Origin of the sequence: Halogeometricum pallidum JCM 14848, assembly GCF_000337095.1 — an archaeon.
Classification (GTDB): Archaea; Halobacteriota; Halobacteria; order Halobacteriales; family Haloferacaceae; genus Halogeometricum; species Halogeometricum pallidum.
In genome coordinates, this window is sequence record NZ_AOIV01000018.1 from 1 (window position 1) to 17969 (window position 17969).

The 17969-nt window shown below is 63.9% G+C and carries 12 protein-coding genes and 1 pseudogene; 6 read left to right on the forward strand and 7 right to left on the reverse strand.

What is annotated here, in order from left to right; translation table 11 throughout:
* Positions 1-25 precede the first annotated feature (25 nt).
* The 3 genes from C474_RS07895 to C474_RS07905 form a co-directional block, all read right to left on the reverse strand.
* On the reverse strand, positions 26-832 hold the full coding sequence (locus tag C474_RS07895; protein WP_008385639.1) for a hypothetical protein: 807 nt from the start codon (positions 830-832) through the stop codon (positions 26-28).
* A gap of 122 nt (positions 833-954) precedes the next feature.
* On the reverse strand, positions 955-2073 hold the full coding sequence (locus tag C474_RS07900; protein ID WP_008385641.1) for a DUF354 domain-containing protein: 1119 nt from the start codon (positions 2071-2073) through the stop codon (positions 955-957).
* 223 nt (positions 2074-2296) lie between these two features.
* The gene (locus tag C474_RS07905) at positions 2297-3301 is read right to left on the reverse strand and encodes a DUF1616 domain-containing protein (protein ID WP_008385643.1); all 1005 of its coding nucleotides are present in this window, start codon (positions 3299-3301) and stop codon (positions 2297-2299) included.
* A 314-nt stretch (positions 3302-3615) separates the two neighbouring features.
* On the opposite strand from C474_RS07905, the gene C474_RS07910 reads away from it, so the two are divergent.
* Together C474_RS07910 and C474_RS07915 are read left to right on the forward strand one after the other, a co-directional pair.
* Positions 3616-4833 (forward strand): hypothetical protein, encoded by a 1218-nt coding sequence (locus C474_RS07910; protein ID WP_008385644.1) that lies wholly within the window; start codon positions 3616-3618, stop codon positions 4831-4833.
* A 392-nt stretch (positions 4834-5225) separates the two neighbouring features.
* Entirely contained in the window at positions 5226-5876 is a 651-nt protein-coding gene (locus tag C474_RS07915) for a DedA family protein (protein WP_008385646.1), read from the forward strand.
* Positions 5877-6037: 161 nt separating this feature from the next.
* Here C474_RS07915 and C474_RS07920 read toward each other — a convergent pair whose 3' ends face one another.
* Together C474_RS07920 and C474_RS07925 are read right to left on the reverse strand one after the other, a co-directional pair.
* Positions 6038-6328 (reverse strand): HalOD1 output domain-containing protein, encoded by a 291-nt coding sequence (locus C474_RS07920; protein WP_008385648.1) that lies wholly within the window; start codon positions 6326-6328, stop codon positions 6038-6040.
* A 155-nt stretch (positions 6329-6483) separates the two neighbouring features.
* A complete protein-coding gene (locus tag C474_RS07925; protein WP_008385650.1) occupies positions 6484-9306 on the reverse strand; it encodes a bacterio-opsin activator domain-containing protein in 2823 nt (940 codons plus the stop codon).
* A 188-nt stretch (positions 9307-9494) separates the two neighbouring features.
* Here C474_RS07925 and C474_RS07930 point away from each other — a divergent pair, with 188 nt between their 5' ends.
* Together C474_RS07930 and C474_RS07935 are read left to right on the forward strand one after the other, a co-directional pair.
* Entirely contained in the window at positions 9495-10472 is a 978-nt protein-coding gene (locus C474_RS07930; RefSeq protein WP_008385652.1) for a hypothetical protein, read from the forward strand.
* 93 nt (positions 10473-10565) lie between these two features.
* Entirely contained in the window at positions 10566-11750 is a 1185-nt protein-coding gene (locus C474_RS07935; protein WP_008385654.1) for a WD40/YVTN/BNR-like repeat-containing protein, read from the forward strand.
* A 60-nt stretch (positions 11751-11810) separates the two neighbouring features.
* Here the strand turns inward: C474_RS07935 and C474_RS07940 are convergent, their stop codons facing one another.
* A complete protein-coding gene (locus C474_RS07940; RefSeq protein WP_049916839.1) occupies positions 11811-12629 on the reverse strand; it encodes an AAC(3) family N-acetyltransferase in 819 nt (272 codons plus the stop codon).
* A 305-nt stretch (positions 12630-12934) separates the two neighbouring features.
* On the opposite strand from C474_RS07940, the pseudogene C474_RS07945 reads away from it, so the two are divergent.
* Together C474_RS07945 and C474_RS07950 are read left to right on the forward strand one after the other, a co-directional pair.
* Positions 12935-14204, forward strand: a pseudogene (locus C474_RS07945) (RNA-guided endonuclease InsQ/TnpB family protein).
* A 147-nt stretch (positions 14205-14351) separates the two neighbouring features.
* Positions 14352-15422: a glycosyltransferase family 4 protein gene (locus tag C474_RS07950; RefSeq protein ID WP_008385659.1), complete on the forward strand. Its 1071-nt coding sequence runs from the start codon at positions 14352-14354 to the stop codon at positions 15420-15422.
* A 442-nt stretch (positions 15423-15864) separates the two neighbouring features.
* Here the strand turns inward: C474_RS07950 and C474_RS07955 are convergent, their stop codons facing one another.
* Positions 15865-17823: a BGTF surface domain-containing protein gene (locus tag C474_RS07955; protein ID WP_008385661.1), complete on the reverse strand. Its 1959-nt coding sequence runs from the start codon at positions 17821-17823 to the stop codon at positions 15865-15867.
* Between the last annotated feature and the right edge of the window lie 146 nt (positions 17824-17969).

Below are 17969 nucleotides of genomic sequence, written 5' to 3' on the forward strand. Positions count from 1 at the left end.
GTCGCTCGAGACGTAACCGCGTCGGCTACGACGACGATGCGTTCGTCCGCTCGACGGCCGTCGACACCCATCCCGGTCGATCGACGGTCCGCTTCTCGCTCGGTTCCAGCCGGTACTCTTCCCTGACGCTCACCGACTCGCCGTTCAGCGTTCCCTCGTAGCGGATCGAGTAGGACCGGACGACGCCCGTGGGCGTTACCGCGGCGGAGAACGACTCGACGGCGATGTTCTGGATGCCCGTGGCGCGCATCTCTCCCGTCAGGTTGCCGGTGCCGAGCAGGTGGACCAGCGGTCGCCCGTCACGCGTCGTCCCGGTGGTCGTCGTCTCTATCCTCGCGAACAGAGCGAGGAGTCGCCCGCGGGACTGCTGCCGTATCGTCCCCTCCTCGGCGAGCCTGGCGAATCGCCGTTCGCCTTCGTTCGGGATGGAGAGGACGGAAACCGTCTCGTTCGTCCAGATTTCGAACGCCGCCCGCGAACGGAACGCTCCCTCTTCGCCGACCGTCCGCTGGCGTAGGTAGTAGACGTCGTCTCCGACGCCGTGCCGGACCTCCCGAATCTGTCGAATCCGCGTCCCGTTCGGATACCGGAGCGTGACGGTGCGGTTCGAGACGTACGACATGTTCGCGGTCGCGCGTTGGTGTGCACCGACGAGTTCGACGGCGTCCGCCACGCCATCGTCGGTGACGCCGGGCGGGTAGGAGACGGGTTCGGGTGTCGCTGTCGGCGCCGCGGACTCGGACGTTCGCGCGTCCGGGGCGCCGAAGACGCCGTTACAGCCGGCGAGGAGGACGAGGAGGACGAGGACGAGGTGGGGGGCTGTTCGCGCCATACGGCTCGAATATCAACGGAGCGACATAGTTGTCGGGTTCGATGCGGTCCCTCGGCTTCCGAACGCCCGCGCTTGCGGGAGGGAGTCGTCGAGGGCCGTCGAATCGGCGACTTCGCGGTGTCTCAGCCCATTAGGTCGTTCATCAGGCCGGCCGTCAGGCCGGCGACTTCGCGACGGACGCGTCTGGCGCGGGTGCGGTCGGGTTCGGCGTCGAGGTCGGTGACCGATTCGACGTAGTCGAGGATTTTTCCGGCGTCTAGCGAGTGGAATATCTCCCCCTGGTCGATGAGGGCGCGGTCGACCGAGATGCGCGTGTTCGGGAAGAAGGAGACGGCCGGCGTCTCCATCCGGGCCGCTTCGCGAGCCATCGTGCCCGACCCCGTGAGGACGCAGCGCGCGTGCCACGCCAGTTCGAGCCCCGAGAGCGGGTCGTTCGGGACGAACACGCGGTCTTCGGGGAGGCCGGCGGCGAACTTCCGGTCGCTCGCCTCTCGCGGCAGGTAGACGACGTCGATTCCGCGCTCGACGGCGCCGACGAGGAGGTCCGGGACGAGCGACCCGTCGGCGTCGACGTACGTCGCAGAGAGCGCCTCCGGACGGACGACGATGAACTCCCCGCTGTCGAACGGCAGTTCGTCGACGAACGCCGGGTCCGGTTCGAAAGCGGCGACGTACACGTCCTCTTTGTAGCCGTCGTAGGTGTGCACCCGGTCGGGGTCCGCGCCGCGTCCGGTGAGCACCTCGGCCCGGAACGCCTCGGGGACGACGTTGTGAGTCGCCTGCGCCTCCAGCCGGTGGTACAGTTCTTCGGCCTTCAGACCGTCCACGGACGCGCAGATGTCGTTGTCCGTGAAGTGGATTGAGGGGACGCCCCGCGCCTTCGCTGCGAGGATGCACATGGCGTTTCGAGAGGAGAGCGCCACGTCGGCTCTCGGCGCCTTGAGCGCCAGTTGGGCGGTTCGAAGCGGGATTCCGATCTTGCGGAGGTGGGGGTTCTCGTAGTCCCGCCCGAGCGTCCGGAAGGCGTACCCGACCTGCTGCGTCAGCGGGACCGTCTCCGTCTTCTCTCGGACGGTCACCGTCGTCCGGACGTTCGACAGCGAGTCGGTTAGCGCTTTGAAGAAGAACGGGTGAGAGGGGCTGGCCAGGTCGACCCAGACGTCGACGGTCTCTCTGACGTTCGATGCCGCGGTCGAGGGACGCTCGTCGAGTTCGCTGGCGGTGAACGTCGCCCGACTCACGGTCGCCCACCGTCTGCGGGAGCGTGAGCGTAGTTCGACCCGGGACCACTGGTCGTCTGTTCGCCATCGAATGCTCTCGTCATCTACAGGTACAGGAAGAAGAACATACTTGGTTATGTGTATGTGAACGAATTATGGTACCTATTCTGATCGACATATCGCCTCGGTCCGCTTGTAGAATCAAGAGCGTTACGGGTCGTCTCTCGGAAGTCGACGGTTTCGATTATGGTGCGATTGCCGCCCGCGTATCGCCCGCGTCAGGTTCGCTCACGTTCATCCAGAGGGTGACGTGGCGGTACGAGGAATCGATATCGGGGTCCTCCGGCGCCGGGCCGCGGTAGATGAGGTAGGTGAGCCTGAGGTTGTCGCCGGTCATCTTTGGCGCGACGCCGTGGGTCAACTCCCACGCGCCGCCGGGACCGACCGTCTGCGAGAAGCGGTCCAACTCGTTCGCCTCGACCACCGTCCCGTCGGATTCCACGCGCTGTAGTTGGGCAACGACCGAGTAGTTCACCGTCTCGCGCTCGTAGTTCTCGACGAGAAGGACGAGTTCGCTGCTCTCGCCGACGGTGAGGTTCTGCGGGTAGTCGGCGGCGACCAGCGTCCCGTTCTCCGTTTCGGTCAGCAGCGACGCCTGCGTGTACGCCGCGCCGTCGGCAGGCGAGGCCAGTGCGAACGTGACGACACCGGCCGAGAGAACGATGGCGGCCGCGAGGGCGACGTTGAGCACGCCGTCCAGTTCGGACCGCCCGCGGACCGCCCGCCGGTACTCGGTGAGCACGCCGATGGGAATTACGTAGCGGGTGTCGGCCGACGTGGTGAGGCGTCGGGTGCCGCCGGCGAGAAGGCCGAGTACGGTGGCACCGCCGCAGACGGCGGCGATGTTGGGCGCGAGGAACTCCGCGCCGATCATCTGCAGCGTCCACGCAAACAGGGGAACGAGCGCGACGCTCAGCCCGAACGACACGGCGAGTCGTTCTAAGAGCGGCAACCCCGCGTGTTCGGTCCGACCCGCGAACGCCGACGGGAGGTCGCCCACCCCGGGGCGCATCTCCCTGGTAGCCGGGAACACCAGCGTCGTCAGCGCGTAGCCGGGGAAAAAGAGGACGAGCGCGCCGGCCAGAGCGGCCCTGGCGGTTATCGGTTCGAGGTTCAGAACGGCGACGACCGCCACTGCGACAACCGCGATACTGGCTGCGACGTCCGCGTAGACCGCGCGGTCGCTCACGGCGCGTTACCCCGCGTCCGGCGCGGTGTGTTACTTGATCGCACTGCGGTGTGCATGGAGGTGTCTCGTCCGTCGTCTCTATGGTACGAGCTTTGTTATAGTCGGTATAATCGCCCGCCCGGGGCCGTTCTGCACGCGCTGCCGACCGGCCGTGCCGCCCGTTGTCGGTCGATTCGGCGCGGTCGACGACGGACTCGTGCGGCGCGCCGTTCCGTCCGGTTCGAGCGGTCCCGGTCCGTCGATGACGGTCGACCGGCCCGATTGTACGACGAGTAACCAATACCCTGCGCGAGGTAGGAACCCGCAGGACGAATATGACGCACGCTTCTCCACGCGAGACTGCCGACCGGGCGCTTCGGTGGGCACGAGACCACGACTACGCCGGCTACGACCCCTACGACGGTCTCAACAGCCCCGTTCTCGCGCCGTTTGCGACGAACTGGCTCACCCGCCTCGTCGCCATGCACGGCGTCGACAAATCTCCCGTGAACCTCCGTCCGTTTCTCGGCATCGAACCCGAGCGGAACCCCAAGGGTATCGCGCTGTTCGCCTCGGCGTGTCTCCGCCTGTACGAGGCCACGGAGGCGGATGCGTATCTCACTGAGGCCGAGGAACTGCTCCGATGGCTGGAGAGGTACACCTCGCCCGTCACCCGACACCACGCGTGGGGCTACAACTTCGACTGGCAGAACGCGCGCAAGTTCTTCCTCCCCGCCGACCATCCGTCCGTCGTCGTGACGGTGTTCTGCGCGCGCGCGTTCCTCGAACACCACGAACTGACCGGGGCAACGTGGTCGCTCGACGTGGCCGTGGACGCGGCAGCGTACATCCGCGAGGGCATCAACGTCGTCGAAATCGACGGGTTCGAGGCGTACGCGTACACGCCGTACGACGAGTTCGTCGTCATCAACGCCAACGCCCTCGCCGCCGCGTTCTTCCTGCGCCTGTCGAAGCGCACCGGCGACGAGGGACTGGCCGAACGCGCGGAGGAACTGTTCGAGTTCGTGCTCCACGCACAGGACGACGGCGGCGCGTGGTACTACTCGATGCCCGCCTCGGAGTCCCATCTCAGTCACGACAACTTCCACACCGGGTTCGTCCTGGAGAGCCTCCGCGAGTACGTCGAGACCTATCCGGAGAACGAACGCGTCCGTGAGGCGTACGAGGATGGACTGGACTTTTTCGTCCGCGAACTGTTCGAGGCGGACGGCGCGCCGAAGTTCGAGTCCGACCGGTCGTACCCGTACGACGCCCACGCCTCGGCGCAGGCGCTCATCACCCTCGTCCGCTCGGACGACGACGACGCGCACGACGTGGCCGCCGACGTGTACGAGTGGTCGATGGAGCATCTGTACGACGAGGAGGGTTACTTCTACCGTCGAATCGGGCGGTTCTTCGACGACGAGACGCCGTACATCCGCTGGAGTCAAGGTTGGATGACGCTCGCCCTAGCGACGCTAGCGCGCGAGATGACCGAGGCGGCCGAGTACGGGGCCGAGTTCGGACGGATCGGAGCCCGCAGTAACGACTGAGTCCGGTCCGGCCGTCACTCTGCTCGCCCCGACCGCATCTCTGTATCGAGCGTTGACGACCGTGACCGCTCGTTCACCGCCGCCGATACGGACTCCGGGAACGGAGGCGTCGAGAACGACTCTCAACGCCGACGGAACTCACACCACCGTACACTGGAATTCATCCCTCTGGACCCCCGTTAGGCGAAGAAAACTCCGGACGCGGTGGTGTCGAATTTGACACCGTCGTCGGTTTCTCTCGAACGCTTCGACCCGAATGTGCGGGACCTGCGGCGCGCCGCCGCGTTCGACGAACGCGCCGCGGACGCGGACAGCTGCATCGACGTGTGACGGCGAGAAGATTGATTGCGCGGACCCGAGTAGATGGCAGCCGAGAGCAGCCACTGACTCCGATGAGCATCACGCAGACCCTCCTCGAACTCCTCGTTCGGTACGGCTACATCGGCATCTTCGTCTTCACGTTCCTCGAGACGTCGATGCTGTTCCCGTTTCTCCCCAGCGAAGTCGCCGTCCCGGCGATAGCCGCCGTCGCCGTCTCCTCGATGCAGGGTGTCCTCGCGTTCGGCCTCGCCGGCGCACTCGGCGGGACGCTGGGGGGACTGTTCGCCTACCGCGCCTTCGGGACGGAGGGGGCGTCGGCCGCCGAGGCCTACGGCGGACGCATCAACGTCTCGCAGGCCGAGATAGACCGCGGGCGGCGTCTGTTCAATCGTTGGGGACAACACTCCGTCTTCTGGGGGCGGTTCCTGCCGTTCGTTCGGTCCGTCGTCTCCGTGCCCGCCGGGTTCGCGGGGATGAACGTCGTCCGCTTCACCGTCTACACGGCGGTCGGCACCTTCCTGTTCAACCTCGCGGTGGCCGCCCTGCTGCTGTACGGAAAACGACAGTTCGACCGACTCGGCTTCCGTCACGTCGCCACCGAACTGCTCCGTATCGGAGGCGCGTACGCCGCCTCGAACCCGGTGGCTGCGACCCTCGTCGCCGCTATCGTCGTCGTCGCGGTCGGATGGGGCGTCCGTCGAATGGCCTCATTCGAAGTGTAGCGGGCGTCGTGAGCGACGTACCGCCGGTAGCCGCGACTCGATGGCGTCGCTCGCGGCTTCGATTCCCGAGAGAAGAGTTCCGGACCCGGTCCCCCCGAACCGGGTCCGTCCGCGTCGAGTCGGTAGGCATCGACTCGTTCGACATCCGTCTGTCCGTTCGCTCAGTCGGCAGCGACGTTGGGCGACGGGACGGCCGTGACGTCGACGTTCCATCCCTGGTCGACGACGACTTCGCACCCAGCGAGCGTGAACGTCACGTGCCCCTCCACCAACGCCGCCCGGTTCGGCATCCCGACGAACAGTTCCTTGACGGCGTCGAGGTCGACCACGTCGTACAGCCGTTCGTCGAGTTCCAGCGGTTCGACGCCTTTCTCTTCGGCCACCGCGCTCACGATTTTCCAGTCCAGGTCCTCGTCCACCATCGCACCGTCGTTCCCCTCCATCTGGTTCATACCTCTGCACTGTACTATCAGCATAAGTCAATTGCAACTAGGTAGTTAGTGGACCGACCACGGGTATGCTATACAGTTAGCTATACTTGGGACAGAGAATATAATGAAAATGTACTGTTAATCGGATATCGAGAAGAATCGACGCTTAGAACGCTTCAGCGCCGGTTTTGGCGCTCATCCGACAGCAGGTTGTCGAGTAGCTTACGCTCGGCGACGCGGAGATGCCGCGCGAAGGTGGGTTGCGCGACCCCCAGCGACTCCGCGAGGTTGCTCGCTGTCCGTTCGCGCGGCCAGGCGAAGTACCCCGAGAAGTAGGCGGTGCGCAGCGCCTCGAACTGCCGGTCGGTCAGCGCCTCTCTGAGACCCGCGCGGAAGGACTGCTGGGTCTCTATCGACCGTTCGCGCGTCCGCTTGGCGCTCAGCTCGGTTCCGGGGTACTGCTCTTGGAGGAGTTCGACGAACTCGCGCACGTCCGACCCGGGGGCGAGTTCGACGACGACGTCGAGGGCGTCGGGCGTCGAGGTGAGCGTGCGGACGACGGCGCCGAGGTCGGCGAGTCGAGACGGGAGCGCCTCGGCGGCCAACTGCACCTCGACCAGCGTCTCCGAATCGCGTTCGACGACCTTCCGCACCCGCTCGACCACCGTCAGCGACGACAGCGACTCGATGTCGGTGTCAGAGCCCTGCACGGTCAGGTACAGCAGGGACGACCCCGAGGGCTGCGGCACCGTGCCCTCCAACTCGATCTGACCGCCGAAGGCCTGCGAGATGCGAAGTAACGGGGCGTTGGGGCTGGTGATGCGGATGTCGAGTTCGATGAGCGACTCGGTGTGCAGCGACTCCTTCGCCTCCGCGCCGTTGATGGCGTTCGCCGTCGTGACGCCGAGTTCCTCGAACATGAGCCTCGTCCGCTCGTCGAACGCGTTCGGTTCGGTCGCGTAGACGGTCAGGGCACCGTAGCTGAACTCGCCGTACGTCAGCGGGAAGCTGGCGACGGAGACGAACCCACGGTCCAGGGCGTCGCGCCGCCACTGGTACTCCTGAATCCGCTGGCCCGCGTTGTCGACGATCGTCGTCTCGTCGTTCCGGATGGTCTGCACGCTCGGTTCGACCTCGAACGCCTCGGGGTCGCCCGTCAGACAATCGAGATAGCCGCGCTCGGCGCCCGCCCACGCGCGCGGGACGACGGACTCGGAGACTCGGTCGTAGGTGCCGACCCACGCGAAGGCGATGGACGGCCCGTCCACGAGCTGTTCGCACACCGCCTTCTCGATGGCCTCGCGCGAGTCCGATTCGACGAGGACGCGGTTCACCTCGCGCAGGAGTTCGTTGAAGCGGTTGAGACTGGTCAGTTCCTCGTTCCGCTGTGAGAGTTCGCCCCTGCGGCGTTCGAGTTCGACCGACCGGGCCACGCGGTCCAGCGCCGCCTCGGCGTTCGCGGCCAGCAGGTGCGTCAGGGTCGACTGCCCGCGCGGGGAGTCCTCCCCCGAGGACACCGTCGCCAGCACGCCGTGTTCGCCGAGCGGAATCACGACGCTCTCGCCGTTCGACGCCTCCGGGGCGTCCGCGGGCGCGAGTTCGTCCCACTCGTCGAGCGTCGTCTCGACCGTCCCGAGCGCTATCGACTCGTGTTCCGCGAAGCACCTCCACAGCGCGCCGTCGCCCGGTCCGATGCGCGCGGGCGTTCCCTCGCCCTCCCACGCCACCGGTCGGAGCGCTCCGGCGTCTTCGTCGTACAGGTAGACGACGACCGACTCCAGTTCGAGAATCTCCGTCGCCGTGTTCAGCACCGTCTCGCCCACGTCGGGTTTCGTCTGCGACTCGAACAGTTCGTGCGCCGACCGGTTTAGCGACGTCAGCGTCTCCTCGTACCGCTTTCTGTCTCGGATGTCCCGGATGACGCCGACCATCCCGTGGGAGCCGTCGCCGAAGGAGAGCGCGGAAAAGCGCGTCTCCACGGGCAGCGTTCCGCCGTCCGCCGTCTCCAAATCGACGTCGAGGCGGCCGTCCGACCGTTCGCCCATCAGTATCTCCTGGATGAGGGCGCTGGCCTCCACGATGACCGACTCGTCGGCGAGCATCGTCGAATGCGACCCGATCAGTTCCTCGCGGTCGTAGCCCGTCATCTGCGTGACGGCGTCGTTGACCTCCGTGATGAGGAAGTTCTCGTCGAGGATGTAGATACCGTCGTCGATGGTCTCCAAGATACGTTCGTACCGGTCCAGCGAGTCCCGCGTCTCCGTCTCCTCGGTAACGTCCCGGAACCGGAGCACTACCCCGTCGCGTAGGGGAACGACCTGTCCCGACACGCGCCGTCCGTCGGCGAGCGTTTCCTCGAACGTCGTCGTCTCTCCGGACAGTACCGTCTCCCAACACGATTCCCTGACAGCGCGCACGGCCGGGTAGTCGCTCCACAGGTGCGCGGCGGCGTCCGGGGACGAACTATCGGGCGCCGTCCCGTCACCGTCGGAGGCGGGGTCGTCCGACGGGCGGTCGCCAACGAGTTCGGCGAACGCGTCAGTCGCCGCCCCGACGTGCCAACGTCGGTCGAGGACGCACGCGGCGTCACCGAACGCGTCGGCGGCATCGACGAGCGTCGTCGACGTTCCGTCTTCGGCGTCGAGTTCGCCGACTCCCGAGAGCCAGGCTATCTGTGCGGAGAGCGTTTCGGTGGGGGCGAGCACGTCCGTCGCCCCGGCCCGGTAGGCAGTGCTTACCGAGTCGTCGTTCGGGTTCGAGGGAACGACCACGATGGGGGTGGCATCGGAACCTTCGGTCGGTACAGCGTCGACGGTCGTACAGACGAGACAGTCCGCACCCGCGTCCGCGCCCGCAGGTGTACCATCTTCCTCAGATACCGGCAGAAGCGAGATGCGTTCGTCGCTGGAGAGGAGACTGCGGACGTCCGAGGCGTGGGTGCCGTCGCCGAGGAGACGGACTCGCACCGCGGACTGGGTCGCAGTCGACTCGGCGGTCATGGGGCGCAGGTAGCGCCCCGTCGACAATAAGTGGTCGTGTCGATGACGCCGGAAAAATTCACGAATGAGTGACTATATCCCAAGAAGCGGCAAAAATGGCGCATATAATGTTCATATTATCTTGAATTTCACGTATACTCTAACTTTAAGTAGGAAGATTAATATGTTATCGCCTAATTAATTAGGGTATGTCGGGGAGAGCAGCATACCAGCACTCGGATGGGATCCTTGGGGGGACCCACGCTAACTGTATCGAAGCCGTTAACCAAACCGAATTACCGCCGCGCGTCCGCGAACTCTCGGACGAGTACGACCGAACCGTCGGAGACCGAGACATCTTCCTCTGGCAGTGGATCCACCGCCTGTTCGACGCGTTCACGCTTCCGTGTGTCCCGTCGGACGTGATGGAGGAGGTCAAGACGACGAAGACGATGCTCACGATGTACATCACCGTCCTCGACGACCTGGCCGACCACTTCGGCGACCGCGAGACGTTCGAGCAGGCACGCCGCCTTCCGTACGCGCCCGAGTCGGTCCGCTACGACGCCCCCGGCGTCGACACGGAGATTCTGGAGTTCGCTGAGACGCTCTGGAATGAGGTTAACAGCAGATTAACCGACGCTCCGTGCTACGACGAACACCTGGACGTGTTCCAGTTCGACCTCCGCCAGGCGCTCAACGCGATGGAGTACGCGCGCGTCCTCAACGACAACCGCGAGATAGCGAACCTGGAGGAGTCCCAGCACTACGGCCCGTTCAACATGGTGATGTTCCCGTACGCGGGCATCGATATCATGTGGACGCCGTCGTTCGACCGCACGGAGTTAGGGGAACTCCGCGAACTGCTCCTCGAACTGCAGGGGATGGCCCGTATCGGTAACTGGGTGACGACGTGGGAGCGCGAACTGTACGAGGACGATTACACGGCCGGCGTCGTCGTCGACGCCCTCGACAAGGGTATCATCACCACCGACGACGAACCCGACCGGGCCATCGCGGCGATTCAGGACCACGGCGTGGCCGAGCAGTTCGAAGACGAGTGGGAAGAGCGGTACGCGGCCGTCTCCGACCGCGAGTTCGACATCGAGAGCTTCGAGGTGGACCGTCTCATCCGGGGGATGCGGACGGTAATGGAGTTCCACGTCTCCAGCTACGGTCAGAAGTAACGCGAAGCGCGACGCAGCCTTCTTCTCACGTCACTCGCCGAACACCGACGACGAACCGACCAGTTATACCGCCGCCGTCGCATCTCCGAACCGATGCACTTGGGGGACGCTCGCAACGGAACGCTGTACTGTACGTCGGGTCTGAACTCCGTCGTCCTGAACCCCGCGACGGGAACGGAGGTCCGGAGCCGGTTTCCGGACCCACCCGGAGTGTCCAAATGTGCTCGGTTCAGAGCACTGCACTCCACGGTTGGAAAGTCGATTCTCTCGTCAGTCACGGGACGTTACCAGTCGTCGAACGTCTGGGCGCTCTCGGAGGGGTCGCTTCTGGCCAACGTCGGCCCGCGCGTCTACCGCTCAGCGGACGGGGGTCGCTCGTGGGCACACGTCCTCGACCTCCCCGCGTCGTCACCGCCGAAGGGGCTCCTCCCTAGTTCCGTCTGTCGCCACGACGGCGACGTCTACCTCGCCGAGTACGCTCTCAGCGACGAACCGGGTCGCATCCGCGTCAGCGACGACGACGGTCGCACGTGGTCGGTGTTCCTCGAACGCGACGACGTCCGGCACTTCCACGGCGTCTACGCCGACCCGTACGGGGAGACACTCTGGGCGAACACCGGCGACGCGGACGACGAGAGTTCCCTCGGTATCGTCACCGACGGCGAGTACGAACCCCTCGGCTCCGGAAGTCAGGCGTGGCGCGGCGTCCAACTCGGATTCACGCCCGAGGCCGTCTTCTGGGGCAAGGACGCATCGTTCGCGGCGGAGAAACCCATCTACAAACTCCCCCGCGAGCGTCTCTCCGACTCGAATCCGGACCCGGACGTCGTCGGCACCACCGACGGCGTCCTCTTCTACGTCGAGACGTTCGAGTACGCGGGCGACCACTACGTCGTCGGGTCGGCGAGTTCGCAGACGGGCATCGACAGCACGGCCCCGTCGGACCGTCGGCGCAACACCTGTCCGCGCGAGGTGCGTGTCGTCGCGGCTTCGAGCGCGGACGGCTACGAGTCCTGGCACGAACTCTGCTCCGTCGAGCGCCGGCGCACCCTCGGCGATGCGCTCCCGGGGATACCGACGACGGACGCGCACGCCTTCCTCCGCGTCGACTCGGAACTCGGTCTCCTCGTCAACCCGTACAACACGAGCACGCACGACGGACGGGTGCTTCGGATGCCGTTATCACGCGTCGCCGAAGTCGTCGCCCCCGGTTCGACGTCTGCTCCGCTCCGGCGATTTTCGTCGATTCAGAATGCGGCGAGACGCTTCCTTTCCTGACCGCACCCTCGCTACCTCCTGATATCGGCGTTTAGGACGCTAATAACGCCCCGAAAACGCTCAGAGCGTGACGAGGTAGTAGGGGTCCTCGCGCAGTTCGGCGCCGAGTACGGTTACCACCTCGTCGAGTCGGGAGACGTAGACGTTGAGTCCGTTCAGGTCGTAGGCGCTCAGTGCGCCGGCGCGCCGGAGTCGACGCATGATCTTCGGTTTGTTCCACGAGTACAGCGGCGATACCAGCGTCTCGTACGTCTGCTCCGTCCGTTCGTACTCTGTAGGCGTCCGATAGATGATTCCCTCGTGGGTCCGCGTCTCCACGTACGGCACGTCGTGCTTCGCTTCGAGGTAGTGGAGGTGCGAACAGGTGAACCACGGCGTTCCGACGTTCAGCAGGAGCGTTCCCTCGCGCACCAACTGGGCGAAGCAGCCCTCCTCGTGGTACGTCTCGCGGTGGACGCAGTCGTCGAACCGGTAGGGCCCCTTCACCAGAACCGACTTTATCGCGTCGTCGGTCCGATAGTCGGCGTCCTGGTGGAACTGTCGAACGAACGCACCGTGTTTCGGTCTCGAAAACCGCTTGTGGTACACCCCCGAGACGGTGAAGTAATCGGTGAACCCCGGGGCCAGGATGCTCTCGAATCGCTCCTCCAGTCGGCCGAGGAGGAACCGGTAGGGATCGGTGTCGAACGCATCCTTCACGTCCCCGAGACCGGCGTGGACGAACACCTCGTCGTGCCCGGTCGCGTGTTCGTCCAGTAGTTCGTCGAACGCTGCTCTCGACGCCCGTGAGGCGCCGCGTCGGAGTCGTATCTGCTTCAGCGCTTGGTGTTTCACTAGGTTGCCGACGCGACGCGCTTGCGTCAGTGCGTTCCCGCGCATCGCTACGTCGTTCGGTTCTTGCCGACGTCCGCCCCGTTCGAACACCCTCCGTCTGTTCGGTTCACGCACGTGCGGACGGCGCGCGTACCCGTATACGTTCCTCCTCGTCCCCGTCTCCTCGTCGCGGCATATCCCCACGTTCACTGTCGATTATACGAAATTGAGGAAAATGCCTGACTCTTTAGGGGCAGGATGAATCCGACAATTCCTCCGCTTACTACACCCAATGGCATAGGTGGATATTCCACGTCTCAGTCGTTACTTTTAATGTACCAATTTTTATAAGTGCTTATGAACACAGTCCGATGCTGGAGACAACCCGAACCTATCGAGCGAAAATCGTCAACCACTAACAGGTATGTGACGACCTCGATGACTGCGGACACTCAGCATCCAAACTGTGGAACGTTGCTCGTTACCACATCCAGCAAGAATGGGATGATACCGGCGAGATTCCGTCCGAGGCCGACCTGAAGCGCGAATTAAAGGACCACGAACGATACAGTGACTTACATTCTCAGTCAAGTCAGCGCGTTCTCGAAGAACTCGCTGAGTCGTTCAACGGTTGGTTCAAAAAGCGCAAGAACGGTGACACAGACGCGAATCCCCCCGGCTACCGAAAGCGAGGCGACGACCACCCACGCTCCACCGTGACGTGGAAGCAGAACGGTATCAAGCACGATTCCAAGCACAACCAACTCCGTCTGAGCAAGGGATTCAACCTGAAGAACCACCGCTCGGACTTCATTCTCTGTGAGTACGAGACGCGACCGGACGTGGCCGTGGAGAACATCCAGCAGGTGCGAGCCGTGTGGAACGGCGACCACTGGGAACTCCACCTCGTCTGCAAGGTCGAAATCCCCGTCGAGGACGCACCCGGCGACAACACCGCTTGGAATCGACCTCGGCATCAAGAACTACCTCGCCATCGCCTACGATGTCGGTGATGCGGAGTTGTACCCGGGGAACGTGCTGAAACAAGACAAGCACTACTTCACCCGAGACGAGTACGACACAGAGGGGGAGAACGGCCCGTCACGCCGTGCGCTTCGCGCCCGGCAGAAACTCTCGCGTCGGAAAAACCACTTCTTGCACGCGCTCGCCAAGCACATCGTTGAACAGTGCATCGACCACGAGGTTGGTCGTATCGCCATCAGTGACTTGAGCAAGATTCGTGAGGACAAGAACGGTGACTCTCGGAACTGGGGGAAGCGTGGGAACAAGAAACTCCACGGATGGGAGTTTGACCGCTTCACCCAGTTGCTCGAATACAAGGCAGAGTTACATGGCATCCTCGTAGACCGCAAGAGCGAGCGAGACACGTCGAAGACGTGTTCGTGTTGTGGTCGGAAACGTGACGCGAACCGCGTAGAACGTGGCTTGTACGTCTGCGAGTCGTGTGGAGCGACGATGAACGCAGACGTGAATGGTGCAGTAAATATTCGCAGAAAGATAACTCAGAGTCCTCCGACGGAGGATATGAGTAACGGTCGTTTGGCACGGCCAGTAGCCTACCTGTTCAACCAAACCTCGGGGCGTTTCGCACCGAGCGAACAGGTGAGTTGCGAACCCTAATATCCCAACGCTCGGGATTCCTGCGTTGGCGAGACACCTCGTGTCTCGTCCGCCCACCAGAACGCGCTGCGTTCTGGGGACGTTTTCAGGCGCGGGAGGACGTCAACAGCGGAATTACTTTCCACGCGGTACGCTATCTCATGCACAATGGACGACATCGACCTGCTGGTCGTGGGGCCGACGGGCGGGAAGGACGGCGGTATCGGTCGGTACATCTCCGAGCAACTGCGCCACCTCGACGGTCGGGTTTCCGTCCGACTGTTCAACTCGAAGACGCCGTCGGCCGACGGACCGTTGGGACTCGCTCGCGGCGCCCTCCACGCCGCCGCCGATTGGGTTCGGTTCTCCTTCGAATCCCCGCCGGACGTCGTCCACGTCCACACCTCCCACTATCTCTCCTTTTATCTCTCCTCGGCGTACGTTCTCGTCGCCTCGCACTACTGGAACGTGCCGGTCATCCTCCACGTCCACGGCTCCTCCTTCGACGAGTTCGTCTCGGAGGCGTCCGGTCCCGTGGCCGCCTTCCAGTCGCTCGTCTTCGACGCCTGCGACGCCGTCGTCGTCCTCTCGGAGTACTGGCGCGAGACGCTGTCCATTCGTGTCGCGGACTCGAAACTGGTCGTCCTCCCGAACGCGGTGGTCCCCGACGAGTACGACCCCGACGCCGCCGCGGATCCACAGCACGTCGTCTTCGTTTCCAGTCACGTCGAGCGGAAGGGTATCGTCGAGTTCACGGAGGCGGTCGCGGCGCTGTACGACCGCGGGTTCGACTTCCGCACGACGGTTGCCGGCTCCGGTCCCCTCTCGACTCACGCCGAAACTCTCGCGACCAACTACGACGACGCGGAGTACGTCGGCTACGTGAGCGAAGCCGAGAAACGGGACCTCCTGAGCGACGCTTCGGCGTACGTCCTTCCGACGCACGCCGAAGGCCTGCCGATCGCTATCCTGGAGGCGATGGCGGGAGGCAACGCGATAGTCTCGACGGATGTCGGCAGCATCGCCTCGGTCGTCGACGAATCGAACGGCGCCGTCGTCGACCCGGGCGACGTCGACGGCCTCGTGTCCGCCATGGAGGGCGTTCTCCGAGACTCGGATACGACGGCCCGAATGGGCGCCGAGAGCCGTCGCCGCATCGAAGCGGACTACACGTGGAGCGGTGTCGCCGACGAACTCGTATCGCTGTACGCTCGACTGCTCGACCGACCGGTCGAATAGAGTTCCGTCTCGCGTCGAATTCGGGGCAGCTCATACGAACTCCCGAGAGGTGTGACGTGGTTCTCGGGTTCGGTCGTCTTTTCGTTCGAGCCGATGCTCACTCGAAGCGGCGCCCCGTCTCTGGACGGCTGTACAAGAAACGACGACTGTCTGCGTCACCTCCGAGGAGTGGTAATCGATAGCCGGTCCGGCCGCTGCCGAACGAATCGCTGCGCGGCCATAGCCTCGCGCTTTTGCTTCTCGGATATTTCGGGTTCGCGTCAGGGGTATCTTCGATTCGCATCGTCGGACGCGTGTGGACTGTCGCCTCTGAGAGACGACACAGAAATACGACTCGAAGCGACCGCTGTCGCCGTTGAAGTTGCCGTCGCTATCCGGTTGGAGTAGCGCGAAAAAGTGAGAAAACCGAAAGCCGGCGTGAGCCGGTAGTTAGTTCGAGTCGTTAGTCGCGGCGGACTGCCAGCAGGGCCGCAGCCAGCAGTGCCGTCACGGCGACGACCACACCGAAGCCGGGCGTGCCACCGTCAGTGGAACCAGTGCCGGTTCCCTCGCTGGGGGTGGCCGAGCCCTCGGTGGGCGACTCTTCGCTGGACGTGCCGGTGGGCATCTCGGTCGTCATCTCGCCCTCGGTACCCGTACCGGGGGTTTCAGACATCGTGCCTTCGCCCGTACCCGTCATGTTCGAGCCTTCGACGATGATGCCGTCCTCGCTGGCGAGTTCGTCGCCGCTAGCGCGGACGATCATGTCGAATTCCGTACCGACTTCGATGTCGGAGGTGTCGAACGTCGTGCTGACGGTACCGTTGCCGTCAGTCTCGACGGTGTTCGAGAGCAGGAACGCGTTGTTCGAGGCCGAACTGCGGAGGCGGACGGAGACTTCCGAGCCGCCTGCGAGGTTCGTGTCGAACTCGACCTGTGCGTTCTGCGACTGTGCGACTTCGAACTGGTCGTCGTCGTTCAGGTCGAGGGTCGCGTCAGGCTCTGCGGCCGTGAACGTCGTGGAGACGCTCTCCTCTTCCTCGTCGTCGACGTAGTCGATCGGACTCGTCGAATTGTCCTCGTCGCCGACGGTGAAGGTAGCTTCGTACTCCGTGTCGTCTTCGACGTCGACGTTACGCGTGTCGACAACGACGAAGAACTGATCGTTGTTGGAGGTTTCGTTCTGGTAGACTGCCGTGTTGCTGCCGTCGAGAGTCAGGCTAGCCGCATCTGCGTTCGCGCCAGCGTCGGCTTCTTCGATGGTGAAGCTGATGCCTTCGTCACCGGACAGCAGCGTGTCGAGGTTGTCCTCGTCGATGATGCCGGAGGTGCCGCTCGCGTTCACTTGAACGACGAGGCGGTCACCGATGGCGACCGTGTTGCTCTGGTTAACGTTCTGGAGGAGTTCCTCGGTGTCCTCGAACTCGCCGGCGTTACCGCTCGCTGCGGTCCACGTGGCGATACCGCTCGTGTTGCGCTCGCCGAGGTCGAGGGTCGCGACGTCCTGTTCGTCGACGACTTCGTCGTCGGCGGCGTTGTAATCGTTGGACGTGCTGCTGCGGAGGTCGTAGTCACCGGTCTCGAGGCGGCTACTGAGGTTGCCATCGAGGTTTTCCGGGAGTGCGTCTCCACTCTCGGTATCGATGTCTGCTGCTTCGACCTCGTCGTCACCAACTGCCTCGAACGCCATCTCGTCCGTGTTCGCGGTGTAGGTGTTGAACGTGAAGTTCACCACACCGTCCTCGTTGTCGTCGATGACTTTGACGGCTTCGAGGTAGTTCACGTCGTCGCCGCCGATGAAGACGTACGCTTCGTCGCGGTCTTCCATCTCGACGGACATCTCGACGACGTCACCGACCTGTTCGCTGTAGACCGACTGCGCGAAGTTGACGTCAGCGTCGGTCTCCGTGACTTCGATCGAAGCCGAGTCGGAGGCCGTCGTGTCGGTCACTTCGACATCGAACTCGTAGTCACCGGCATCGATGTCGTCAGTGAAGTTAGCTTGGATGTCTTCTCCCTCGCTCGACGACGTGTTGAGGGTGACGAGGTCTTCGTCCTCGTCCGTGCTGACGTACGCGGCGGAGTCCTCGAAGATCATCTCGAGTTCGTCAGCGTCGAGATTGTCGGCGCTGACGTTGACGAGGTAGCCGTTACGGTTCGATTCGAGTTCGAGTTCGGGCTGGTCGTTGCTGCCTTGGTTGACCGTGTCCTCGCTCCAGTTCGCCTGAAGGGTCTGGACTGCGACCTCGAAGTCGACATTATTGCTGCCGTCTGTGACACGGTATCGGCCTTCGAGATTTTCCGTGTCAATGTCGACAGTATTCCCGTCTGCGCTGAGTTGTCGAACGAAGCTCGTATCCTCATCCGTGCCGGAACCCGTGACCTTCCGAAGGGTGAGAGAGTCTGTGTCCAGGCCGCTCACGTCGACTAAGATTTCTTCCCCTTGGAAGACGACTTCGCCGCCAGTGATGGTTTGCGGGTTGGGATCGGTAGTATCCGTCGGCGTTTCCGTGGCCGTCGTTTCCGTGGTCGTCGTTTCTGCTGTCTCTTATACACATCTCTGATGGC

What these genes read in the sequence shown, in the direction of transcription:
- C474_RS07950 (WP_008385659.1), top strand. Translation starts at nt 14,352, where the DNA reads ATGGACGACATCGACCTGCTGGTCGTGGGGCCGACGGGCGGGAAGGAC.
- C474_RS07910 (WP_008385644.1), top strand. Translation starts at nt 3,616, where the DNA reads ATGACGCACGCTTCTCCACGCGAGACTGCCGACCGGGCGCTTCGGTGG.
- C474_RS07925 (WP_008385650.1), bottom strand. Translation starts at nt 9,306, where the DNA reads ATGACCGCCGAGTCGACTGCGACCCAGTCCGCGGTGCGAGTCCGTCTC.
- C474_RS07915 (WP_008385646.1), top strand. Translation starts at nt 5,226, where the DNA reads ATGAGCATCACGCAGACCCTCCTCGAACTCCTCGTTCGGTACGGCTAC.
- C474_RS07935 (WP_008385654.1), top strand. Translation starts at nt 10,566, where the DNA reads ATGCACTTGGGGGACGCTCGCAACGGAACGCTGTACTGTACGTCGGGT.
- C474_RS07930 (WP_008385652.1), top strand. Translation starts at nt 9,495, where the DNA reads ATGTCGGGGAGAGCAGCATACCAGCACTCGGATGGGATCCTTGGGGGG.
- C474_RS07940 (WP_049916839.1), bottom strand. Translation starts at nt 12,629, where the DNA reads ATGCGCGGGAACGCACTGACGCAAGCGCGTCGCGTCGGCAACCTAGTG.
- C474_RS07895 (WP_008385639.1), bottom strand. Translation starts at nt 832, where the DNA reads ATGGCGCGAACAGCCCCCCACCTCGTCCTCGTCCTCCTCGTCCTCCTC.
- C474_RS07920 (WP_008385648.1), bottom strand. Translation starts at nt 6,328, where the DNA reads ATGAACCAGATGGAGGGGAACGACGGTGCGATGGTGGACGAGGACCTG.